Annotated in this window: 23 protein-coding genes and 1 pseudogene; 13 read left to right on the top strand and 11 right to left on the bottom strand. The window is 29.5% G+C overall.

The features are described 5' to 3' along the window. Positions 1-134 precede the first annotated feature (134 nt). From kynU to N5A56_RS09735, 12 genes and pseudogenes are all read left to right on the top strand, one after another. A complete protein-coding gene (kynU, locus tag N5A56_RS09790; RefSeq protein WP_265725296.1) occupies positions 135-1,394 on the top strand; it encodes a kynureninase in 1,260 nt (419 codons plus the stop codon). Positions 1,395-1,457: 63 nt separating this feature from the next. Continuing rightward, entirely contained in the window at positions 1,458-2,063 is a 606-nt protein-coding gene (locus N5A56_RS09785) for a hypothetical protein (protein WP_265725295.1), read from the top strand. Then, positions 2,047-3,440 (top strand): annotated as a pseudogene (locus tag N5A56_RS09780) (FAD-dependent oxidoreductase). The gene N5A56_RS09785 and the pseudogene N5A56_RS09780 overlap by 17 nt, the downstream one beginning before the upstream one ends. After that, complete coding sequence (locus N5A56_RS09775; protein WP_265725294.1) at positions 3,441-3,962, top strand: DUF1697 domain-containing protein; 522 nt, start codon at positions 3,441-3,443, stop codon at positions 3,960-3,962. Continuing rightward, positions 3,963-4,370 carry a RidA family protein gene (locus tag N5A56_RS09770; protein ID WP_274270578.1) on the top strand — a complete coding sequence of 136 codons (408 nt, stop codon included), beginning with the start codon at positions 3,963-3,965 and terminating at the stop codon, positions 4,368-4,370. 67 nt (positions 4,371-4,437) lie between these two features. Beyond that, positions 4,438-5,091, top strand: coding sequence for a hypothetical protein (locus tag N5A56_RS09765; protein ID WP_265725293.1), 654 nt, complete (start codon positions 4,438-4,440; stop codon positions 5,089-5,091). 3 nt (positions 5,092-5,094) lie between these two features. Then, a complete protein-coding gene (locus tag N5A56_RS09760; protein ID WP_265725292.1) occupies positions 5,095-6,534 on the top strand; it encodes an aldehyde dehydrogenase in 1,440 nt (479 codons plus the stop codon). 179 nt (positions 6,535-6,713) lie between these two features. Next, complete coding sequence (locus N5A56_RS09755) at positions 6,714-6,932, top strand: DUF6500 family protein (protein WP_265725291.1); 219 nt, start codon at positions 6,714-6,716, stop codon at positions 6,930-6,932. A 76-nt stretch (positions 6,933-7,008) separates the two neighbouring features. Further along, entirely contained in the window at positions 7,009-7,785 is a 777-nt protein-coding gene (locus N5A56_RS09750; protein ID WP_265725290.1) for an SDR family oxidoreductase, read from the top strand. A 167-nt stretch (positions 7,786-7,952) separates the two neighbouring features. Beyond that, the gene (locus N5A56_RS09745) at positions 7,953-8,486 is read left to right on the top strand and encodes a 3-hydroxyanthranilate 3,4-dioxygenase (RefSeq protein ID WP_265726125.1); all 534 of its coding nucleotides are present in this window, start codon (positions 7,953-7,955) and stop codon (positions 8,484-8,486) included. A gap of 109 nt (positions 8,487-8,595) precedes the next feature. After that, positions 8,596-9,687, top strand: coding sequence for an amidohydrolase family protein (locus N5A56_RS09740; RefSeq protein WP_265725289.1), 1,092 nt, complete (start codon positions 8,596-8,598; stop codon positions 9,685-9,687). Then, a complete protein-coding gene (locus tag N5A56_RS09735) occupies positions 9,680-10,099 on the top strand; it encodes a hypothetical protein (protein WP_265725288.1) in 420 nt (139 codons plus the stop codon). The genes N5A56_RS09740 and N5A56_RS09735 overlap by 8 nt, the downstream gene beginning before the upstream one ends. 58 nt (positions 10,100-10,157) lie before the next feature. Here the strand turns inward: N5A56_RS09735 and N5A56_RS09730 are convergent, their stop codons facing one another. From N5A56_RS09730 to dnaK, 11 genes are all read right to left on the bottom strand, one after another. Further along, positions 10,158-10,781, bottom strand: a complete 624-nt coding sequence (locus tag N5A56_RS09730; RefSeq protein ID WP_265725287.1) for a hypothetical protein — start codon at positions 10,779-10,781, stop codon at positions 10,158-10,160. An 11-nt stretch (positions 10,782-10,792) separates the two neighbouring features. After that, complete coding sequence (locus N5A56_RS09725; RefSeq protein WP_265725286.1) at positions 10,793-11,413, bottom strand: DUF2306 domain-containing protein; 621 nt, start codon at positions 11,411-11,413, stop codon at positions 10,793-10,795. After that, positions 11,413-11,835 carry a DUF2141 domain-containing protein gene (locus N5A56_RS09720; RefSeq protein WP_265725285.1) on the bottom strand — a complete coding sequence of 141 codons (423 nt, stop codon included), beginning with the start codon at positions 11,833-11,835 and terminating at the stop codon, positions 11,413-11,415. Before N5A56_RS09720 ends, N5A56_RS09725 begins: the two co-directional genes overlap by 1 nt. A gap of 320 nt (positions 11,836-12,155) precedes the next feature. Continuing rightward, the gene (locus N5A56_RS09715; RefSeq protein WP_265725284.1) at positions 12,156-14,312 is read right to left on the bottom strand and encodes a TonB-dependent receptor; all 2,157 of its coding nucleotides are present in this window, start codon (positions 14,310-14,312) and stop codon (positions 12,156-12,158) included. Positions 14,313-14,523: 211 nt separating this feature from the next. Then, complete coding sequence (locus N5A56_RS09710) at positions 14,524-15,441, bottom strand: AraC family transcriptional regulator (protein WP_265725283.1); 918 nt, start codon at positions 15,439-15,441, stop codon at positions 14,524-14,526. Next, the gene (locus N5A56_RS09705; protein WP_265725282.1) at positions 15,438-15,791 is read right to left on the bottom strand and encodes a hypothetical protein; all 354 of its coding nucleotides are present in this window, start codon (positions 15,789-15,791) and stop codon (positions 15,438-15,440) included. Before N5A56_RS09705 ends, N5A56_RS09710 begins: the two co-directional genes overlap by 4 nt. Position 15,792: 1 nt before the next feature. Then, positions 15,793-16,101 (bottom strand): glutathione S-transferase family protein, encoded by a 309-nt coding sequence (locus N5A56_RS09700; RefSeq protein WP_265725281.1) that lies wholly within the window; start codon positions 16,099-16,101, stop codon positions 15,793-15,795. Further along, positions 16,098-17,387: an NAD(P)/FAD-dependent oxidoreductase gene (locus N5A56_RS09695; protein ID WP_265725280.1), complete on the bottom strand. Its 1,290-nt coding sequence runs from the start codon at positions 17,385-17,387 to the stop codon at positions 16,098-16,100. Before N5A56_RS09695 ends, N5A56_RS09700 begins: the two co-directional genes overlap by 4 nt. Before the next feature lie 187 nt (positions 17,388-17,574). Beyond that, positions 17,575-17,961, bottom strand: a complete 387-nt coding sequence (locus tag N5A56_RS09690) for a hypothetical protein (protein ID WP_265725279.1) — start codon at positions 17,959-17,961, stop codon at positions 17,575-17,577. Positions 17,962-17,969: 8 nt separating this feature from the next. Beyond that, positions 17,970-18,581 (bottom strand): sensor histidine kinase, encoded by a 612-nt coding sequence (locus N5A56_RS09685; protein ID WP_274270378.1) that lies wholly within the window; start codon positions 18,579-18,581, stop codon positions 17,970-17,972. 852 nt (positions 18,582-19,433) lie between these two features. After that, positions 19,434-21,341 carry a molecular chaperone DnaK gene (gene dnaK, locus N5A56_RS09680; protein ID WP_265725277.1) on the bottom strand — a complete coding sequence of 636 codons (1,908 nt, stop codon included), beginning with the start codon at positions 21,339-21,341 and terminating at the stop codon, positions 19,434-19,436. Between the two features lie 250 nt (positions 21,342-21,591). On the opposite strand from dnaK, the gene N5A56_RS09675 reads away from it, so the two are divergent. Then, positions 21,592-21,933 carry a DUF2853 family protein gene (locus N5A56_RS09675; protein ID WP_265725276.1) on the top strand — a complete coding sequence of 114 codons (342 nt, stop codon included), beginning with the start codon at positions 21,592-21,594 and terminating at the stop codon, positions 21,931-21,933. Positions 21,934-21,990 lie beyond the last annotated feature (57 nt).

Below are 21,990 nucleotides of genomic sequence, written 5' to 3'. Positions count from 1 at the left end.
AATACAAAACTAAAGCTTTTGTTATTTGTAAATTGAGACGAAAAAAGAGGGTGTTTTTTCTGTTAAATATGTTGCTTAAAATTGAAATCTAAAAATGATTGTTTTATATTTGAAGACAATCATTTTTTTATTTAATGAAATATCAAAACACTTTACAATTCGCGCAACAACAAGATAAGGAAGATAAACTATCTTATTTACGAAATCGATTTCATATTCCTAAAGACAAAAAGGGGAATAATTGGCTTTATTTTACAGGAAACTCTTTAGGGTTACAACCAAAAGCTACCAAAGAATATATTCAACAAGAATTAGATGATTGGGCAAATTACGGAGTAGAAGGTCATTTTGAAGCCAAAAACCCTTGGATGCCTTATCATGAGTTTCTTACTGGAAATATGGCTAAAATTGTAGGCGCAAAACCAATTGAAGTTGTGGTTATGAATACACTTACAACCAATCTTCATTTGTTAATGGTTTCGTTTTACAGACCAACAAAAACAAAATATAAAATTGTTATTGAGTCGGATGCTTTTCCTTCAGATAGATATGCGGTACAATCGCAATTAAAATTTCATGGTTTTTCTGAAGAAGATGTAATTGAATGGAAACCAAGAAAAGGAGAAGAATTATTAAATATAGATGATTTAGAAACCATCGTTTCTGAACAAGGAGATGAAATAGCTTTATTGTTAATTGGTGGCGTAAATTATTACACAGGTCAATATTTAAATTTAAAAAGAATTGCAGAAATTGGTCATTCAAAAGATTGCGTCGTCGGAATCGATTTAGCACACGGAGCAGGAAATATTTCACCAGAATTACACAATTCAGGTGTGGATTTTGCAGCTTGGTGTACCTACAAATATTTAAATTCCGGACCAGGAAGTTTAGGTGGATTATTCGTTCACGAAAAACACGCACACAATAAAGATTTACCGCGTTTTGCGGGTTGGTGGAATCATAACAAAGAAACCCGATTTAATATGCGTCAACCATTTGATGTTATGGCTGGAGCAGAAGGTTGGCAATTATCAAATCCGCCAATATTATCAATGGCGGCAATTAAAGCTTCATTAGATATGTTTGATGAAGTTGGAATGGAAGCATTGCGAAAAAAATCAGAAAAACTAACAGGATATTTTGAGTTTTTAATCAATCAAATTGATTCTGATGATATAAAAATTATTACACCAAGTAATCCAAAAGAAAGAGGTTGTCAATTATCTATTCAAGTAAAAAATGCGAATAAAAGTTTACATAAAAAACTAACCGAAAACAATATTATTACAGATTGGCGAGAACCAGACGTTATTCGTTGCGCACCTGTGCCAATGTATAATAGTTTTGAAGATGTTTACAGAATGGTTTCGATTTTAAAAGGATTGTTATAAATGAAAAAGATATTTATTATTTTTAGTTGTTTTTTTCTGTTTACTTGTTCGAATACGGTAAAAGTGACTGTAAATTATGCAAATAATTTATCAAGTTGTTTTTCAAAAGATGAAGTTAAGTTTTTAAATGAAGGGGTTTCTGTTTTTGAAAATGAGCTTAAAGAATTTTATTCAGATGAAAAATTGACGATAAATGAACTCTATAAAAAATATTTGAAAGATTTTGTAGAACCCTTAAATTCACAGATAAAGTTACATTCAAAAGCATCTTTATCTTTTATAAAAGAATTAAAACAATCTAAAGTTTTTGAATCTATATATATTAATCTTTATGACTTAAATAAAAATTATGAAGAAAGAATTGGTGAAGGTGAAAATGAAGAGGTTGTTCTATTAATAAATAATGATAGTATAATGTCTGATGAACAACTCAAAAGTTCATATATCTTTTATCCTTATGAAGATTTTTTTCAGTGTATTAAAAGTCAAAATGAAAGTAAGAAGTTCAATCAATATATAGAGGCTTTAGAATCTGTTTGTAATGCATCACCAAGAACAAAAGTAACTGCACTTAATTTTTCACAATTAGAAAATTTAGAATTTGTTAAGTTATATGTAGCTTATGACTTTTATTTCCAATCAATATTAAATAATGAACAAAAAAGATAAAATACTAATATTAGGAGCTGGACTTTGCGGAAGTTTATTAGCATTGCGTTTAGCCCAAAGAGGTTATAAAGTTGAGGTGTATGAAAGTCGTCCAGATTTACGAACTACAGATATTTCCGCAGGAAGAAGTATAAATTTAGCATTGTCAGACCGCGGATTTAAAGCCTTACGTTTATGCGGAGTAGAAGAAAAGGCAAGAGAAATATGCATTCCGATGTATGGACGCTTAATGCATGACAAAGAAGGAAATACTTTTGCGTCTAATTATTCTGGTAGAGAAAATGAGTATATCAATTCAATTTCTCGTGGCGATTTAAACGGAATTCTACTTACAGAAGCTGAAAAGCACAAAAATGTAAATATACATTTCAATTCAAAATGTACTTCGGTAGATATAGAAAACACAGTTGCACATTTTAAAAATTATACAACAAAAGAGGAGTTTTCGATTGATGCCGATGTTATCTTCGGAACTGATGGTGCAGGTTCAGTGTTGCGTAAAAGTTACTATTTAGAGCGTAAGTTTTTATTTAGTTATTCGCAAAATTATTTAACGCACGGTTATAAAGAATTAGAAATTCCAGCCGATAAAAATGGAAAACATCAAATAAGTGATGGACATTTACACATTTGGCCTCGTGGAGAATATATGTTAATTGCCTTACCAAATATGGACGGAAGTTTTACAGTAACGCTCTTTTTAAGTTATGATGAAGGAAAATATAATTTCAATAATTTAACTTCCGAAGAAAAAATAACCGCCTTTTTTGAAGAGCAATTTCCTGATGCATTAGAATTGATTCCAAGTATAAAAGATGAATTTTTTAACAATCCAACAGGAGCGTTAGGAACTGTAAAATGTTCGCCTTGGATGTACCAAAATAAAACCATTTTAATGGGCGATGCTGCACATGCTATTGTTCCGTTTTATGGACAAGGAATGAATGCTTCGTTTGAAGATGTTACGGTTTTTGACTCGATTTTAAATCAAGATTTAGGGAGTTGGGAAGCAGTTTTTAAAACGTATCAAAATTCAAGAAAAGAAGATACAGATGCCATTGCTGATTTAGCGATTGATAACTTTCACGAGATGAAAGATCACGTTGCAAATCCTATTTTTAAAGAAAAACGAAAATTAGAAATGACATTAGAAAAAAATTTCCAAATGAGTATTTCTCGAAATACTCGATGGTGACTTTTAACGAAGATATTCCATATGCAGAAGCAATGAAAAGAGGAAGAGCTCAAGATAAAGCATTGTTAAATATGGTTGCAGATAATGATTTAGAAGATATTTCTGATTTAAAATCAGTATTAAAAAAGGTGCAACAAGAAACTAACGAAATTTTACAAGAAGATAAAATCGCAGGATTATAAATGAAAACATACATCATCTTACTTCGCGGAATCAACGTGTCAGGAAAAAATAAACTTCCGATGGCAGATTTACGTGATTTATTAAATGAGTTGGGTTTTCAAAATGTAAAAACATATATCCAAAGTGGAAATATTATTTTAACTTCCGAAGAGAGTAAAACCATTATCTGTAAAAAGATAAAAGACGGAATTACAATTAAATTTGGGTATGATGTTCCGGTAATTGCAAAAACCGTTTCAGAATGGAAAAAAGCGATTAAGAATTATCCTTTTCCGACAGAAAATCCAAAAATAGTAGCTTTTGTATTTTTAGATAAAAAGACAACGGAAACTAAAATTGAAGCAAAAGGAATTAATGACGATGAATATAAAATTCACGATGATATGGTGTATATTTATTGTCCGTCAACATTTGCAAAAACAAAACTGTCTAACAATTTGTTTGAACGAAAGTTAAACATAACGGCAACCACAAGAAATTATAACACAACAGTAAAGTTATTAACTTTAGCAACCGCATAAATATGTCAAAAAAAAGTAACACCAAGAGGCGCATATCCACACGTAAAAGTTGTGGGAGATTTTATATTTGTTTCAGGAACAAGTTCAAGACGTTCAGATAATTCAATTGCTGGAGTAGACATTATTGACGAAATGGGTACAAAGCGTTTAAATGCCGAAACACAAACACGTGAAGTTTTAAACAACATCGATAAAACTTTAAAAACCGTTGGAGCATCCATAAAAGATGTCGTAGATGTTTCTTCGTTCTTGGTAAATATGAACGATTTTGCAGGTTATAACAAAGCCTACGCAGAGTTTTTTGATAAAGAAACTGGGCCAACAAGAACCACAGTTGCAGTGCATCAATTACCGCATCCAGATTTGGTGGTGGAAATTAAAGTGACGGCTTATAAAAAGAATGATTAGAGTTATTAAGAAATAAGAACCAAGACAGTTTTGTCATTCCTGTGAAGGCAGGAATCTATAATTTAAGATGAAGAAAATAATTTTAATAATATTAATTTCTATTTCAACAAATTTATTTGCTGACGCAGGTTATGCTTATCGTTTTTTTATTAATGTAGATGTTGCCGGAGAAAACTTAATCGGTTATGTTTATCATTATAGTTATGAGAAGTTTCAGCAAAATGAAGATTTTTATAGTTATTTAAAAAGAACAAGTTCCAAAAATGAAATTAATATTTACAAAAATATTAAAACTTTAAGTTTTGGTATTAATTATGATTTTACTGTTAAAGATTCAGAGGTGAAAATCAACTTTTTAAAAAATAAATCTATTAGAATTTCTGAATATTTGAGTTTTACACCGAGTTATAGATTGATAAAATTAAATGAAAAGGAATTTAGAATTATCAATCAAAAGGGGATTAATTACATTTTTATCAATAAAGAAGGTGAAGAAGATATTTTTTCTGAAAATTGCTCTGACATTTTAATAACAACAGATGAAATAACACAATTAAACCAGGAAAAAGAAAAAATTAAGCCTTTACTTGTAAAAAAGGTCAAAGAATTAAGAACCATTAAAGGTCAAAAAGAAGAACCTTATTTTAAATACTATAGTAAACTACAAAAAGAATTTTTAGATAAAAATTATCTTTTAATTTCAGTTTGTTCAGCATTATAAATAATGAACATAAAAAACTACATAAACGGAGAATTCATAAACCCAATAAACGGCGAGTTTATTGATAACTACAATCCAGCAATAGGAGAAGTTTGCGGACAAATACCAAACTCAACCAAAGAAGATGTTGAGTTGGCATTTCAATCTGCAGCAAAAGTTTTTCCAAGTTGGAGCAATACAACTTTAGATGAACGCCATAAAATCCTATCAAAAATAGCAGATTTAATCACCAAAAATTTAGACAAACTTGCGGCAGCAGAATCAAAAGATAACGGCAAACCGTTGAGTTTAGCCAAAGCAATAGATATTCCAAGAGCGTCGTCTAACTTTCAGTTTTTTGCAAATGCCATTACCCAGTTTTCTTCGGAAGCACACGAAAGCGTAGGTTTAAATGCTGTTAATTTTACCTTACGCCAACCAATTGGAGTTGTCGGTTGCATTTCTCCGTGGAATTTACCTTTGTATTTATTTACTTGGAAAATTGCGCCAGCAATTGCATCAGGAAATTGTGTGATTGCAAAACCAAGCGAAGTAACACCAATGACAGCTTATTTATTAGGAGAAATTTGTACAGAAGCTGGTTTGCCAAAAGGCGTGTTGAATATTGTTCACGGATTAGGAACTTCAACAGGGCAAGCAATTGTTGAACATAAAAAGATTAAAGCAATTTCTTTTACAGGAGGAACAACAACAGGCGCGCATATTGCACGAGTTGCCGCACCAATGTTTAAAAAATTATCGTTGGAATTAGGCGGTAAAAATCCGAATATCATTTTTGCAGATTGCGATTATGAGAAGATGTTAGAAACTACGGTTCGCTCTTCGTTTGCAAATCAAGGTCAGATTTGTTTATGTGGAAGTAGAATTTTTGTAGAAGAAAAAATCTATGAGCAATTCAAAAAAGATTTTGTTCAGAAAGTATCACAATTAAAAGTTGGAAATCCGTCAGAAGAAAGTACAAATATTGGCGCTTTGGTTTCTAAACAACATTTAGAAAAAGTGAAATCGTATATTGATATAGCAGAAAATGAAGGCGGAAAAATACTTTTTGGAGGAAAGAAAGTTGAGGTTGAAAATTGTGAAAATGGCTACTATTTACAACCAACAATTGTAGAGGTAGAAAGCAATACGTGTAGATTGAATCAAGAAGAAATTTTTGGTCCTGTTGTAACTTTAATGTCATTTAAAACAGATGGAGGAGCTTTACAATTAGCAAATGACGTAAAATACGGATTATCAGCTACTTTATGGACAAATAACTTAAACCGAACCATGCAATTTTCTAAACAATTACATTGCGGAATTGTTTGGGTCAATACATGGCTAATGAGAGATTTAAGAACTCCTTTTGGCGGACAAAAAGAAAGTGGAGTAGGACGCGAAGGCGGATTTGAAGCACTACGTTTCTTTACAGAACCAAAGAATATTTGTATTAAGTATTAAAAGATTTAAGAATTAAAATATTAAAGGATTCCATTGTTCGTTTTAAACTACAATAATTGCAAAATGTTAGTGTCAGTTCGAGTGATTTTGAGGATCGAAAAATTGTATCGAGAACTAATTTGGAAGCTGAAAATATAATTATTTTCAATTTTTGAATTATTTAATCTTTAAATAAAAAAATGAATAAAGAATTAAGAGAAAAAATCATACAAGTTTGTGATGATAAAATTGACAAGAAAGGAACAAACGTAGGTTTGTCTTTTTATGCATTTTTCAAAAATAAAAATGACAATCCGAAGTTGTTAATGGAAGCAGCAACTTGGTGGATTGAAACTCACAAATTAGATCACTTTGAAAAAGCAGTGAAAATTAAAAAAATGATATTAGAGAATAAATAAGAATTAAGATAAAAGAATCAAAAAAAGAGACCAAAAAGTCTTGTTTCTAACTTCTTTTTTCTCTCATCTATAAAATATGAATTTAAAATTACAAAACAAAAACGCCTTAGTTTGCGGAAGCACACAAGGCATAGGAAAAGCAACAGCAATTTTACTTGCAGAAGAAGGTGCAAACGTAACTTTAATTGCTAGAAATGAAGAAAAATTAAAATCTGTTTTAGCAGAGTTGCCAAACAACAATCAAAAACATAGTTATTTAGTTGCAGATTTTTCTAAGCCAGATGAATTAAAAGAAGTTTTAGAAAATTCAAAATTAAACTTTCATATCTTAATAAATAATACTGGTGGACCAGCAGGAGGTTCAATTTTTAATGCAGAAATAGGTGAATTTGAAAAAGCTTTTACTCTGCATCTAAAATGTAATCACGTTTTAGTTCAGGCTTTAGTTCCTTATATGAAAGATTGTGGTTATGGTAGAATAATAAATGTAATTTCTACTTCAGTAAAACAACCTTTAGATGGTTTAGGGGTTAGTAATACTATTAGAGGTGCAGTTGCAAATTGGTCTAAAACATTAGCAAATGAATTGGGGCAATTTAGTATTACAGTAAACAATGTTTTACCAGGTGCAACAAATACTGAGCGATTAACTGAGATTATTAAAAATAAATCTAAAAAAACAGGATTTACTATAGAAAAAGTTTCTGATATTATGATGAAGGCTTCACCAGCAAATCGTTTTGGAAAACCAGAAGAAATTGCAAACGCAATTGTATTTTTAACAAGTGAAAAAGCAAGTTTTATTAACGGAATTAATGTTCCTGTTGATGGTGGAAGAACAAAAAGTTTGTAATTTTATTAGAAGCAATTTCCAGCTTTCCACTATTTCTTTTTTCTGAAAAAGAAAAAAGGATGCCGTTTCAATCTGGGCTAAACTTGTTTGCCAACTTAAGTGATAAAAAAACAGTAATTTTAAAGTCTAACAATCTATACATCCAACAATCTAAAAATCTAAAAGAAATGAGTAATTTAGTACAACCTTTAAATTTTAAAAAGTGGATTGATGAACATCGTCATTTATTAAAACCACCAGTTGGTAACAAGCAAGTTTGGGATAATGGCGAGTATATTGTTATGGTTGTAGGTGGACCAAATTCTAGAAAAGATTATCATTATAACGAAACACCAGAGTTTTTTTATCAAGTAGAAGGAGATATGATTTTAAAAATCATAGACGATAAAGGAGAAATGATTGATGTAGAAATCAACGAAGGCGATATTTATTTGCTACCAGCAAAAGTACCTCACTCACCTCAAAGAAAAGAAAATACAGTTGGTTTAGTTATCGAATATCCACGTTCTGAAGGTATGTTAGATGCTTTAGAATGGTATTGTGAAAACTGTGGGAATCCTTTATATAGAGAAGAATTTGCATTAGATAATATAGAAACAGATATGCCAGTAATTTTCGATAAATATTATTCAGACAAGCAAAAATGTTCTTGTGATAATTGCGGAACAATAATGGAAAAACCCAGTAAAGTAAATTGTTAATCAGTTGCATTAAGCAGTAAAAAATAAATAGTTCGTCATTACAAATGAGGAACGAATGAAGTAATCTGTTAATCAATCAAAAGATTGCTTCGTAAACTCGCAATGACAAATGAAAAATAGAAAATTAAGAATTAACGGACATTCACATTTATTACCTTATCCAGAAGAAATTCCTCAATTTATGAAGGATAAAGAAATTTTTTGGGTAGATAATGAGCGAAAGCACATGTTGCAAAAAGGATGGAAACGACCAGTAACGGATTCTAGTTTTTTTCTTGATGAGAAATTACTCTGGATGGAAAAAAATAAGCTAGATCACGCTGTGGTTTTAAATCTTTCTCAATTATATGGTAACGGTTTGCGTTTGGAAGAAATGAAAAAAGCATTGCGTTTTCAGAACGATTTTAACGCGAAAGTGCAAAAAGAGCATCCTTCTAAATTTACATGCGGATTTGTTGTGCATCCAGGTTTTATTTATGGGGCTTTAGATGAAATGAAACGTTGTGTAGAAGAATTAGGGTTAAAAGTATTGTGTTTACCAACACATTTTATGGATTCTATAGGGCAATGGCGTTGTGTTTTTGATGAAGAGAATGATCGAATTTTTGAGTTAGCAGACAAATACAAATTGGCTATTGAAATTCATCCGTATGATGGAGATAAAATGATAAAATTAGAAAATACCAATTGGCGTTTTCATTTAATTTGGATGCTAGCACAGTGTGGCGATGCGTATCATTTTTATACGTTAAACGGTATGCAAGAGCGTTTTAAAAATATTAGAACTTGTTTTGCTCATGGAGGTCAATTGGCGCAAATGAATTTAGGTAGACGTATTCAGGGTTTTGATGGTCGTCCAGATTTGTTTGAAGGTAAAACGCACCCTAGAAAAGCTGTTGGGCATAAAAATATTTTCTTTGATACGCTTGTACACGATACTGACTCTTTAAAGTTAATGATAGAAAGACAAGGAACAAAACAAGTATTAATGGGACTTGATGATCCTTATCCTTTAGGTGAAATGGAAAGTGATGCACAATCGTCTTATCCTGGCAAGTTATTAGATTTAGCTATAGAAGAAAATCTTATTACTGAAACCGAAAAAAGTCAGATTTGGGAGGATAATGTATTGCAATGGTTGTTTGGAGATGATGAAAAAGCGAAGCAAGATTTTATAAAAAAATTTTACAATAATGTCTAAATGGTTGCTAAGAAAAACTTCTGGATCAAGAGCTAAACATAAAACTAAAGGTGATTTTTCTAACAATAGAAATGGTAAATCTGATGATCTTGAATACTTACCTAAAAGAGAATCTATGCAGGGTAAAAACGCTAAAAACACTTTTTTAGATACAGGACTTGTATATAGATGGTTACAGTCTAAGGTTGGCGAAAACTTTGATACTGTTTACTCTGAATTCTTAACTAGAATTCAGCCAAAATATTTAGACGAATATAGAAACTGTATTTTTTATTATTTAGAGCCAAGTAAAACCGTAGTTTTTGAAGATGGAATAACTTTCGGAACTTTGCATGATGCTAGAGTAGCTCTACCATATGGTAAGAAAAAACTATATGTAGATCCGGTTTCTAACTTAATAAAAAAGGTTTAAGTTTTAATAAAGTAGCAGTTTACAATAAATTTTGAAAACTGCTACTGATAATTTGAACCTATTTTTCGCAATCTTTTAAAGCTTGTTCAGCTCTTTCTAACATAAATTTCGGATAAAATTCTTCCTCAATATTTTCCTCTTTACTTAGTTTAATTGCTCTTTTAATTTCTGCACAGTAAGGTTTAGTAGATTTACTAAAGAAACGAGCGCCTCCAATATCTGATTGTGCTTTGCTAAAAATAACTCTAGGATTGTTTGGTGCAATTTTTAATGCTTTTGCATACAAACCTCCATTTTTCATAGACATTGTCATTCCGTATTTCTGTCCGTCAAAAACAATGTAAGCAGTGTTTAATAATGCTTGTGTAATTAAAATTTCTGGATTATTAGGTGAGTTAGTAGTTGCAGCATCTAAAAATTCTTGTGCTTTTGTTAATTTTGCTTTTAATTTTACTTCATCTTTTATTTGAAAACTACCAATAATTTCTACCGTTGCAGCGTAATATGCAGGTTTCCATTTTGTTGGTTCAGCTTTAGAAATTCTTTCAAAAAGTTGAGAGGTTTCCGACATTTTTCCTTCACTCCAAAGTGAGAATGCTTTTTTCATTCCCGCTTGGTATTTAGATTGTGCAGTAGAAATACCTGCAAATAATAAAGCGATAATTAAGATTGATTTTTTCATAATGTATAATTTTAAGTTGTTTGTTTTATTTGAGATTTAATAATAAAGTAGGCTATTATGGTATTTGGAATCCAGCATAACCAAGCAATTAATTTATAAGCAGGTAAAAAGCTACCAAATATTGGAATGAAAATAGGTAAGTAAATTCTTAAAGTAACTGCAGCAAAACATATAGCATAACTATAGATCATTAATTTTTGATGTAGAAGAACATTCCCTTTTTTTATAGCTGTAAAAGCAAATAAAGTTGTTAAAAACCAAGCAATTGCCATTGTAATAAAACCAGATTTAGCAATGATTCCACCAGAAGCATAAAAACCAATATATAAACCAGAGATTGCGCTTAATAAAACAGAAAGCACATAGATTTTGCCAATTTTTCTGTGTAATTCTAAGTTTTTTAATCTTAATTTTTTATTGAATTGTAACCAACCAATAAGTAATGCAATTCCGCCAAGAATAATATGTGTATAAAACATAGTATTCCAAATGTTATTGGCTAAAAGTTCTGCAGATTTCCCTGCTAATAAACCGAACTTTCTGTCTGGTACTAAAAAGTATACAATTGGGTATAAACCCACTAATACGCCACAAATAGCAATTAGAGAAAAGGATATCTTTTTTAAGTTCATTAGTTTATTTTTATAGTTATTTCTTTATTAGCGTTTAAGTTAAACTTAGCATCATCATATTTTGGAGGTCCCATAAAGCCTCTAGCATTATTAGAACAACCGTAGTCTTCTTTAGGAATTCCTAAAAAGTTAGTGTCCATTTTTTTGTTATCATTTTCGTCATGAACAAAAGAAACAGCATATTCTCCTTTAGGTAATTTTTGAAAAGTAACTTCAGATTTTTTATCTTTAATTTTTATAATGTTTCCTTTAAAAGCTTTTTTTAAAAAATTTTCTTTTTTATTGTAAAGAGCAATTAATAAGGTTCCTTTGTCGGAATTTAAACCACTAATTTGTATCGTTAAATCGACTGTTTCTTCTTGTGCACTTGTTGTTAGAATTCCGCTTAGAAGGATTACAAATAATAAAAGTAAATTTTTCATGATTCTTATTTTATATTTTATTGATGATTCAAATATCTGATGTTTTTATGTGAATTACACAAGAACAATACCCAATTGTAATTTTTTGCTTCTGAGTTGTAATTTAGTGTGTAAATAATTATTAATTTTTAGTATTTACAATTAGTTATTAGAAATGCTTAGCCCTGATTGTAGCGTTTGTTTGAGCTCTTTTTTTATGCTTAACTAGATTAAATACCTTATCTAAAAAATAAAATTAATTATATAAGATAAATAGATGCTGAAATAAATTAAGCATAAAAAAAGCGAGTGCGAAAAGCAGGAAATAGCTTCTAAAAATATTACAAATTATCTAATTGATTTGATTTTTTATTATCACTGATTGTCCAGAAGAAACCTACAAAAAAGAATCTGTCTGCATTTGGTATAATAGCTTGTCTATTGAAGTTTCCATTTGGTTCTGCTGTATTTTTATAGTTGTAACCAAATACATTTTGTGTGCCCAAAACATTGTTAACAGATAAATATAGAATTTTTTGTTGATCTATTAAATACGCCCAATTTAAGCTTACAGAATTATAGTTTTTAGTTTTATTATTTAAAAAACCAATTTCGTTTGGATTGGTGTAATTTCTACCAGAGGCAAAATTATAACTAAAACCAACTTGACTTTTTAAACCTGTAATAAAATGTTTTGCAACTACAGATAGATTATGTTTAGACGCAAAATTAGGTGTTGCTGAGGTTGGATAGTTTTTATATGCTCTTTCGGTATCTAAAAATGAATAAGAAACCCAATAATCTGTATTTTTTATTTTTCCGTTTTGTCTCCAGAAAACGTCAAAACCTTTTGCAAATCCATTTCCATTATTGTTATAATTACTTGTGTAAGTTGGTATATTACTATCGTACATTACTAAGTTTTTATAATTTTTATAATAGGCTTCTAGTCTAAAAATTTGACCTTGTTTTGTAGATTGATAATTGGCAATTAGGTGCGATGTGTTTTCTGCTTTAAAATTTTGATTAAATTTTAAATAATCATTTTTTGGGTTCTGATAAAATTGACCATACGCCAAAGAAAATTGTGAGTTCTTTCCTGCTTTATAAGCTAAAGAAACTCTAGGAGAAATTGTAGATTCATTTAATAACTGAGAATGTTCTGCACGAACTCCTATTTTTGTAGCTAGGTTTTTAGAGAAGAAAATATCGGTTTCTGCAAAAGTAGCGAAGATGTTATTGTTAAAACCGTAATCGAATTTGTTACTATTATTTGGAGTGTAACTTTCGTTAAAATCGGTTATAAAATACTCAGAACCAAAACTAATTTTAAAACGATTAGAAAATTGTTTTTTAAGCTTTACTTTTAAATGTACCGAGTTTTCATTACTTGCTATTTTATCATCTATAATTTTAAGGTTAGAATGATCGTTAGTAAAACTTAAACCTGTTTCAATTTTCCAATTATCTCCAAATTTGTTTTTATAAGAAGTATTAAAATAAAGATTTCTGTTTTTTAATCCAAATCTTAATCCATCTTCATAATTAATATCATCTTGTGTTACATCAAAATCTGTGTAACTAAAAGCACCATATAATTTTAATAATGATTCATTTTTAAATTTATGTCTAAAAACCATTTCTCCATTTAAAGCTTGTACTGGTTTTTCCCATTCATTTCTATCAGGAAAAGTTTCTTGGTAAGGAGCTAAGTTAACGTAAGAAGTATTTACGCTAAAAGAATTATTGCCCCAGATTTGAGTGTTACCAACACCTAAACCTAGTGTCATAAGAGACAAATCGGTTTTTTCTTCTGTAGGTTCATCAACTGTATTTAATTGTAAAACACTAGAAAGCGCTTGTCCGTATTCTGCAGAATAACCTCCTGTTGAAAAAGAAATTCCTTTAAATAAAAATGGCGAAAAACGACCACGAGTAGGTATATTATTTGCAGACGCGGCATAAGGTGTAAAAACACGAATTCCGTCTATAAAAATTTGTGTTTCTTCTGCTTCTCCACCTCTTACAAATAAACGTCCGTCTTCGTCTACAGTTGTAGTTCCTGGTAAGGTTTGTAAAGCACCAAAAACATCGCCCAATGCACTTGCTGTTGTTACAATATCTAAAGGTTTTAAAACGGTAACTTTTGCTTTTTCTCCAGCTTCAAAAGTTCCTGCATTTATTACAACTGCATCTAAAGAATTTACATCGTCTCTTAATTTTATTGTTAAGTTTTTAAGAGTTGAAACATCTGCTGTTTTTACATACGTTTCAAAAGAAACAAATGATATTACTAACGTTTGTGTTCCTTTTTCTTCAGTTTTAAAAGAGAACTCTCCATTTTCGTCTGTTGATGCTCCATCGTAAGTGCCGTCTAAATAAATATTTGCACCAAAAATAGTGTTGTTTTTTGAGTCTGTTACTTTACCCGAAATTGTAGTTTGCGCAATTAATGAGAATTGACAAATAGTAAATAAGAAAAATAGAATACGTTTCATCTGTGTTTGGTTTTTTGATAGTACAAAGATGCTGTGTTGTTCAATCTTAGAATAAAAACAAATACTGAACTGTTGTTTTTAATACCTCATTTGACAAAAATAAATTAGGAAAAGGTGAATGGCTCTAATAATGTAATTATGTCTTGTTAAAGCAGTCGAGATTTTAATAGAGTTCTCGACTGCGCTCGAACGGACAAATAACATTAAGCTTTTACAAAATAGGAATACATAAATCTACAATAAACTTGTTTTCTGGATGTTCTGCAGCATTGTTGTAATAAACTTCAAAAGGATCAACTTCAGATTTTTTGTGACCGTTTTCTATCATAAAAGCAAAAGAAGCTTCCCAAGCTTGTTGAAACTCAAAAGGTGTAATTTCTAATCTTGATACAATACATTTTGTGGGACTTAAAATTTTTAAGTTTACTTCTCCATCAAGTTCTATAGGATCATTAAGAACAATACAAGCACTCATTCTTAAATTATTAGGATCTGTAATTTTTGGACTGTCATGATAAATTGTTACCATTCTTGTTTCTTCATTAATCAAACCTTTGGGCGTAGCCCATTTTACTAACTTATTATAGACGCTTCCAATTGCTTCCATTTTACCTTTATGAGAAATGTAGCCTAAATCTAATCTTGGTACTTTTTTAATTTCTGTTTTTGCATTCATTTGTAACCACTTTAAAGCATTATTGATATTGCAAATATATTGTTCAAAAGTAATAGTTACTTTGCCATTCTTGCTATCTGTTTTGCAAATCTTGCTATATTTTTCTGTACTTTCTTTCTTGAAATTATTAGGAGATATTCCGTAGAATTTTTTAAATGATTTAGAGAAAGCAGATAGAGAGCTAAAACCAACTCTTTCTGCTATTTCTGTACTATTTATTTCTTTTTGATGTAATAAATAAGCTGCAGATTTTTCTATTCTTTTTCTATTGATAAAATTATGTACCGTTTCACCAACCACAATTTTAAATAATCGATGAAAATGAAAAGGAGAAAAATGCGCTTTTTCTGCGATTATTTCTAAAGATAGTTTTTCTGATAAATTGCTTTCTATAAATGCTATTGCAGTGTTTAAACGAGCTATATTTTCTTTTGCAATTTTATTAGAATTCATTTTTTAATTTTTTGAAGATAATAGAATACAAAACCACCTACAAAGTATAAAATAACATCTACAAAGTCTTTGGTATATCTTGCTAAATATGTAGGGAAAATAAATTCGAATAAAAGACTATATAAAAAACATAAATATAAAATTATGGGCAAGCTGATGTTGTAGCTTTTATCATTTTTAGACCATTTTAATACTTGAAGACAAATAAAAAGAATAATAGGTATGATTAAAAAATCGTTTAAATAAAAACGAATAATTCTTGGTAAAGGAATAGATAAAGATTGAAGAATATAAACAGCTGTACCAGTAAATAGTGAAAAAAGAAAGTAATATAAAAGTATTTTTTTCATATTAACCTGCTGCAACCATTGCAATAAACCAAGCTAAACCAGCGCCAATTGTTGTGACAACCAAAATTGCTGAATACAATATCCAACCTAGAATTTTATATAAAAAAGAAGGATGTTTTTTTAGTCTTTCTGCTAAACTAGGGTTTTCTAATTCGTAGATAACTTCATCTATCTGTTTTTGTTTTACTTGAGATGCTTTTAGTTCTCTTTTTTTAGCATCAGAAATTAAGGTATTACAGTTTTTACAATACTCTTTGTTGGTGTTAAAAACACCACAATTAGAACATTTTATGATTCTGGTAATACTCATTTAAGAAACTTTTTTCTGTTTTTATAAGGCCTAATAATTAATCGAGTTTCTCTATCAAAACGAATGTAATTATAAACCCAATTAAGAAAAACAATGGCTTTGTTTCTAAATCCAATTAAAGAAAATAAATGCACAAACATCCAAACAAACCAAGCAAATACTCCTTGAAATTTCCATTTAGGTAAATCTACAACGGCTTTATTTCTACCAATAGTAGCCATAGAACCTTTATCATTATAAACAAATGCTTTCTGTTTTTTGTTAGCTAATTTTGCTAAAATATTTTTTGCGAGTAATTTTCCTTGTTGAATAGCAGGTTGAGCCATCATTGGATGACCATATTTGTTTTTTTCTGATGACATACAAGCAATATCACCAATTGCATATATGTTTTTGTGGTTTAAGACTTTGTTATATTCGTCTACTTTTATTCTTGCAGCTCTTTCTATAACGCATTCAGCATCTAAACCATCAATTAATTCTCCTTTTACACCAGCAGCCCAAATAACAGTTTCAGCTCTAAAATGATCTTCTCCATTTGTGGTTACTGTTTTACCATCATAATCTAAAACACGTAGGTTTTTCCAAACATTTACGCCTAATTTTATTAGAAAATCTTCTGCTTTTTCAGAAGCTTTTACGCTCATTCCTTTTAAGATACATTCCGAACTTTGAATTAGGTTTATTTGCATTTGCCTAATGTCTAAATCTGGATAATCTTTAGGTAAAATCCCTTTTTTCATTTCTGCCAAAGCACCAGCCAATTCTACCCCTGTTGGTCCGCCACCAACAATTACAAAATTCATTAAAGCTTTTCTTTCTTCTAAATTAGAAGTTAAAAGAGCTTCTTCAAAGTTTTCTAAAATTAAACTTCTAATGTTTAAAGATTGCGGAATGGATTTCATCTCCATTGTGTGTTTTTTGATATTTGTATTACCAAAAAAGTTAGTTGTAGAACCTGTAGCAATAATTAATTCGTCATATTCTAAATTTCCAATGGTCGTTTCAATTGTTTGTTTCTCAGAATTAATTTTTAAAACATTTGTTAATCTAAAGTAGAAGTTTTCTACATCGTTAAAACGTTTTCTAAGTGGAAAAGCAATAGAATCTGGTTCTAAACCACCAGTTGCAACTTGATAAAGTAAAGGTTGAAAAGTGTGGTAATTGTGTTTGTCTATTAAAACAACTTGTAATTCTTGTTCTTCTAGTCCTTTTGCAGCTGCTAAACCTGCAAAACCACCACCAATAATAACAACTCTTGGAAAGCTAGTTTGTGGAATGTTCATCTAGATTTTTATGATTTTAATCTAGAGCGAATTTACGAAATAAATAAGAATGATTTTTATTTGAAACCCAATTTAATCTCTTGTATTGTTTTATTAGAAGTTAAATATTCTGATATAATTTTCCTTCTTAATATATTAATGTCTTCTTCATAATATGTAGCCCATTTATCACTTTTAAAGAATTGATTTATATCTTTAATTTTTTTTGTGCTTCAGAAAACGAAAATTTATTGTTTGCTTTTTCATTAGCTTTTAAAATGGCATTTTTTTTATCAAAATCGACTTCAATAAAAAATATTTCTTCAGTAGAATTAATAGGGTAGAAGTTGCTCCATTTTGCAAAACCAACAACTATTTGTTGATTTTTATAATCTTCGTTAGAAATTAGTTTCCATCTACAATTAGCAACTCTTCCCCAATGATTCGATTTTCTATAAACACCTTCTTTTGTGTAAAAATAAGTGCTATCAGACTTGCTTTTATAATTGCTGTTTTCTGGAAACTCAAAACTGGTGTCTTGCGTAAATTCACAGAAAGTATATTTAAAAAAATTGGTTTGATTGTAGGTTTTCATTTTTTAATTTAAAAACGAGCATTATATGGTATTGTTAAGACTACTTTTGTGCCAATCGGAGTTTCATTCTCATATAAATCAGTAATTTTATAACCTACATTTTTATTGTATTTTTTATAAAAAACTTCTAATCGTTTTTCTATTGCTTGTAAAGCAAAAGATTGGTGATGATTGCCTTGTCTATTTAATATTTCTTTTGCTTTTTTTCTTCCTATACCATTATCTGTAATAGTACATTCTAAAATATTATTAATAATATTAAAATTAATCTTAAGAGTTTTAATTCCTTTTTTATGTATTAGACCATGTACTAAAGCATTTTCAATAAAAGGTTGTATTAATAAAGAAGGTACTTCAATAGATTCATCTTCCTTAAGATCAATAGTATAATTAAAATCATTTCCAATACGTAATTTCTCTAATTCCAAATATATTTTTAAGAAGCCCAATTCTTTTTCTAACGTAATAAAATCATGATTAGAATAATTTAATGAGTCTCTTATTAATTGAGCAAACATTACAATATAATCATAAGAAGCGTCTGTATCTTGCTTTAAGATTAAGTCTTGAATAGAATTTAGAGCATTAAACATAAAATGTGGATTCATTTGTGCTCTCAAGGATTTTAATTTTAAGTCTGCATATTCGCTTTTTTTACGCTCTTGTAATTCTATATAAGCTTCTTTAAGTTTACTTTCGTTTTTTAAGTTTTCATTTCTGTAATACTGTACAGCAATGAAAACGCCAATAAAAAAGGAGCTACATGAAAAAAACCAAAATTATTTTCTTCATATAAATTTAAAAAATGATTTGGTAGATAAAACAAAATTAATACTATGATTAATAAAGAATAATGAACATATTTACTGTCAAAAAAGAGTAAAGACCCTATTGGAATTACTAAATAATAATACTCTGTATACTCACCAATAAACAAGAAGTTATTGTGTAAAAATAAAATTGAAGTAAAATAAATAAAGAAAAGATACCTAGCTGTGATATAATATTTAAAATAATTAAAGATAAGAATTGAAAAATAAAGTATTGATTCAATTAAAAAAATAATAGTTAAAAAGTTAGAAAAGTCACTCGTAATATGTTTTAAAATTAAAGAGATTATAAGTGTGATTCCCATGAAAAAGCTAGAGAAATTTAAGATCTTAATTTTCTTTAGCTCTTTCTGATTTATATTTTGATGTAAACCAATTTCAATTATTGACTTAAATGTTTTTTTTAGTTTATTCATTTTATTAAAACAGAAATAATGTTTTTAGTTAGATGTAAATTTAGTTTTTAAATATATTTTTATTTATAAAAAATCTAATTATTTCTTAGAAACAAAAAAAACGCAATCAAATAAATGATTGCGTTTTAGTTATTATAAGAAAATATGTTTTTCTTTTAAGAGATCCCAAATCAATTTTGGGATAAGCGATATGTAAGAATTTGTAAAAACAAATTCAACATTCTGCTTACTTTACTTCTTCGAAATCTACATCTTCAACATTGTCTCCTTGATCTGCATTAGCTTCTGGTTGACCTTGTTGTTCTGCTCCAGGATTTGCTCCTTCAGCACCACCTTGTGCAGCATACATTTCTTCAGATGCAACTTTCCAAGCCTCGTTAATAGTTGCTAAAGCAGTATCAATTGATGCTAAATCTTTAGATTCATGAGCAGCTTTTAATTCAACTAAAGCAGCTTCAATTGGTCCTTTTTTATCATCAGATAATTTTTCACCAAATTCTTTTAATTGCTTTTCTGTTTGAAAAATCATAGAATCTGCTTCATTAATTTTTTCAGCAGTTTCTTTTGCAGCTTTATCAGCATCAGCATTAGCTTCTGCATCTTGTCTCATTTTTTCGATTTCTTCTTCAGATAAACCAGAAGAAGCTTCAATTCTAATTTCGTGAGATTTGTTTGTTCCTTTATCTAAAGCAGAAACTTTAATAATACCATTTGCATCAATATCAAAAGTTACTTCAATTTGAGGTACACCTCTTTGTGCTGGTGGTAAACCATCTAAATGGAAACGACCAATTGTATTATTATCTGCAACCATCGCTCTTTCACCTTGTAAAACATGAATTTCTACTGATGGTTGATTGTCTACTGCTGTAGAGAATACTTGAGATTTTTTTGTAGGAATTGTTGTATTTGCATCAATTAACTTTGTGAAAACATTCCCCATAGTTTCAATACCTAAAGATAAAGGTGTAACGTCTAATAATAATACATCTTTAACATCACCAGATAAAACACCACCTTGTATTGCAGCTCCTAGAGCAACAACTTCATCAGGGTTAACACCTTTACTTGGAGATTTTCCGAAGAATTTCTCAACAGCTTCTTGTACAGCAGGTATTCTTGTAGAACCACCAACTAATACAATTTCATCGATTTCATCGATTGACAAATCAGCGTTTCTTAATGCAGTTTGACAAGGTTCTATTGTTCTTTTAACTAAATCGTCTATTAATTGCTCAAATTTAGCTCTTGTTAAAGTTCTTACTAAGTGTTTTGGTCCACTAGCAGTTGCAGTAACATAAGGTAAGTTAATTTCTGTTTGTGCAGAAGAAGATAACTCGATCTTCGCTTTTTCAGCAGCTTCTTTTAAACGTTGTAAAGCCATTGGATCGTTTCTTAAATCCATGTTTTCATCAGCGATAAATTCTTCTGCTAACCAGTTAATGATTTTTTCATCAACATCATCACCACCTAAATGCGTATCACCATCTGTAGCTAATACTTCAAAAACCCCATCTCCTAATTCTAAGATAGAAACATCATGTGTTCCACCACCAAAATCAAAAACAACGATTTTTTTATCATCATTTGCTTTATCTAAACCATAAGCTAAAGCAGCTGCAGTTGGTTCATTTATAATTCTTCTTACTTTTAAACCAGCAATTTCACCAGCTTCTTTTGTAGCTTGTCTTTGTGCATCGTTAAAATAAGCAGGTACTGTAATTACAGCTTCAGCTACATCAGTTCCTAAATAGTCTTCTGCTGTTTTTTTCATTTTCTGTAATACCATAGCAGAAATTTCTTGAGGCGTGTATAAACGACCATCAATATCTACTCTTGGAGTATCGTTATCTCCTTTTACTACTTTATAAGGTACTCTTTTTACTTCTTTAGAAGATTCAGAGAATTTATTACCCATAAAACGTTTAATAGAATAAACTGTTTTTGTTGGGTTTGTTACTGCTTGTCTTTTTGCAGGGTCTCCAATTTTACGTTCACCGCCTTCTACAAATGCAACAATAGAAGGAGTTGTTCTTTTTCCTTCTGCATTAGGTATTACAACTGGCTCATTACCTTCCATCACAGAAACACACGAGTTTGTTGTTCCTAAATCGATTCCAATAATTTTACTCATAACTAATATATTTATAATTTAAAAAATTCTTAATTCAATTTTACATTTTAACAATAGTCAAACTGTGTGCCAACTACTTTTTTATCTAATAAATGTCAGCAAAAAAAAAAACAAATAAATTGTGACATATTGACACAAAATGTATCTTAAGTATAGAGCAATCATTGAGATTTGAAATCCATTATTATTTTCTTATATTTGGATTGTTCTATAAGAATCAAAACATTTTATAAAAATTAAACACAAAATCATGAGTAAATTTGACGAAAAAGTTGCTTTGTACAAACAATTTATGGACGATAGAAATTTGCGTTCTAATACAGAATTATTAGCTGCGGTAACTAAAGGTTTAGGGCCTTCTATTTATAAAGCAGATGCAGAAACAGTTTCTGGTTCTGATGCTAAAGAATTAGCAACTGTTAAAAATAATTTTTTAATTAAAAAGTTAGGCTTAGCAGATAGTGCTGAATTAGATGCAGGTATTGAGGAAGTTATGGAGAGAATTGGAAAGTCTGAAAGAAAAAAATACAGAGCTGTAGTTTATTACATGTTAATGAAAAAATTTGATAAAGAATCTGTTTACGGTTTCTAAATTCTTCTTTTTTAATAATATAAAAAAATCCAACTCATTGAGTTGGATTTTTTACAT

The sequence above is a fragment of the Polaribacter ponticola genome (assembly GCF_026191475.2).
Classification (GTDB): domain Bacteria; phylum Bacteroidota; class Bacteroidia; order Flavobacteriales; family Flavobacteriaceae; genus Polaribacter; species Polaribacter ponticola.
This window is presented reverse-complemented; position numbering and strand designations above follow the sequence as displayed.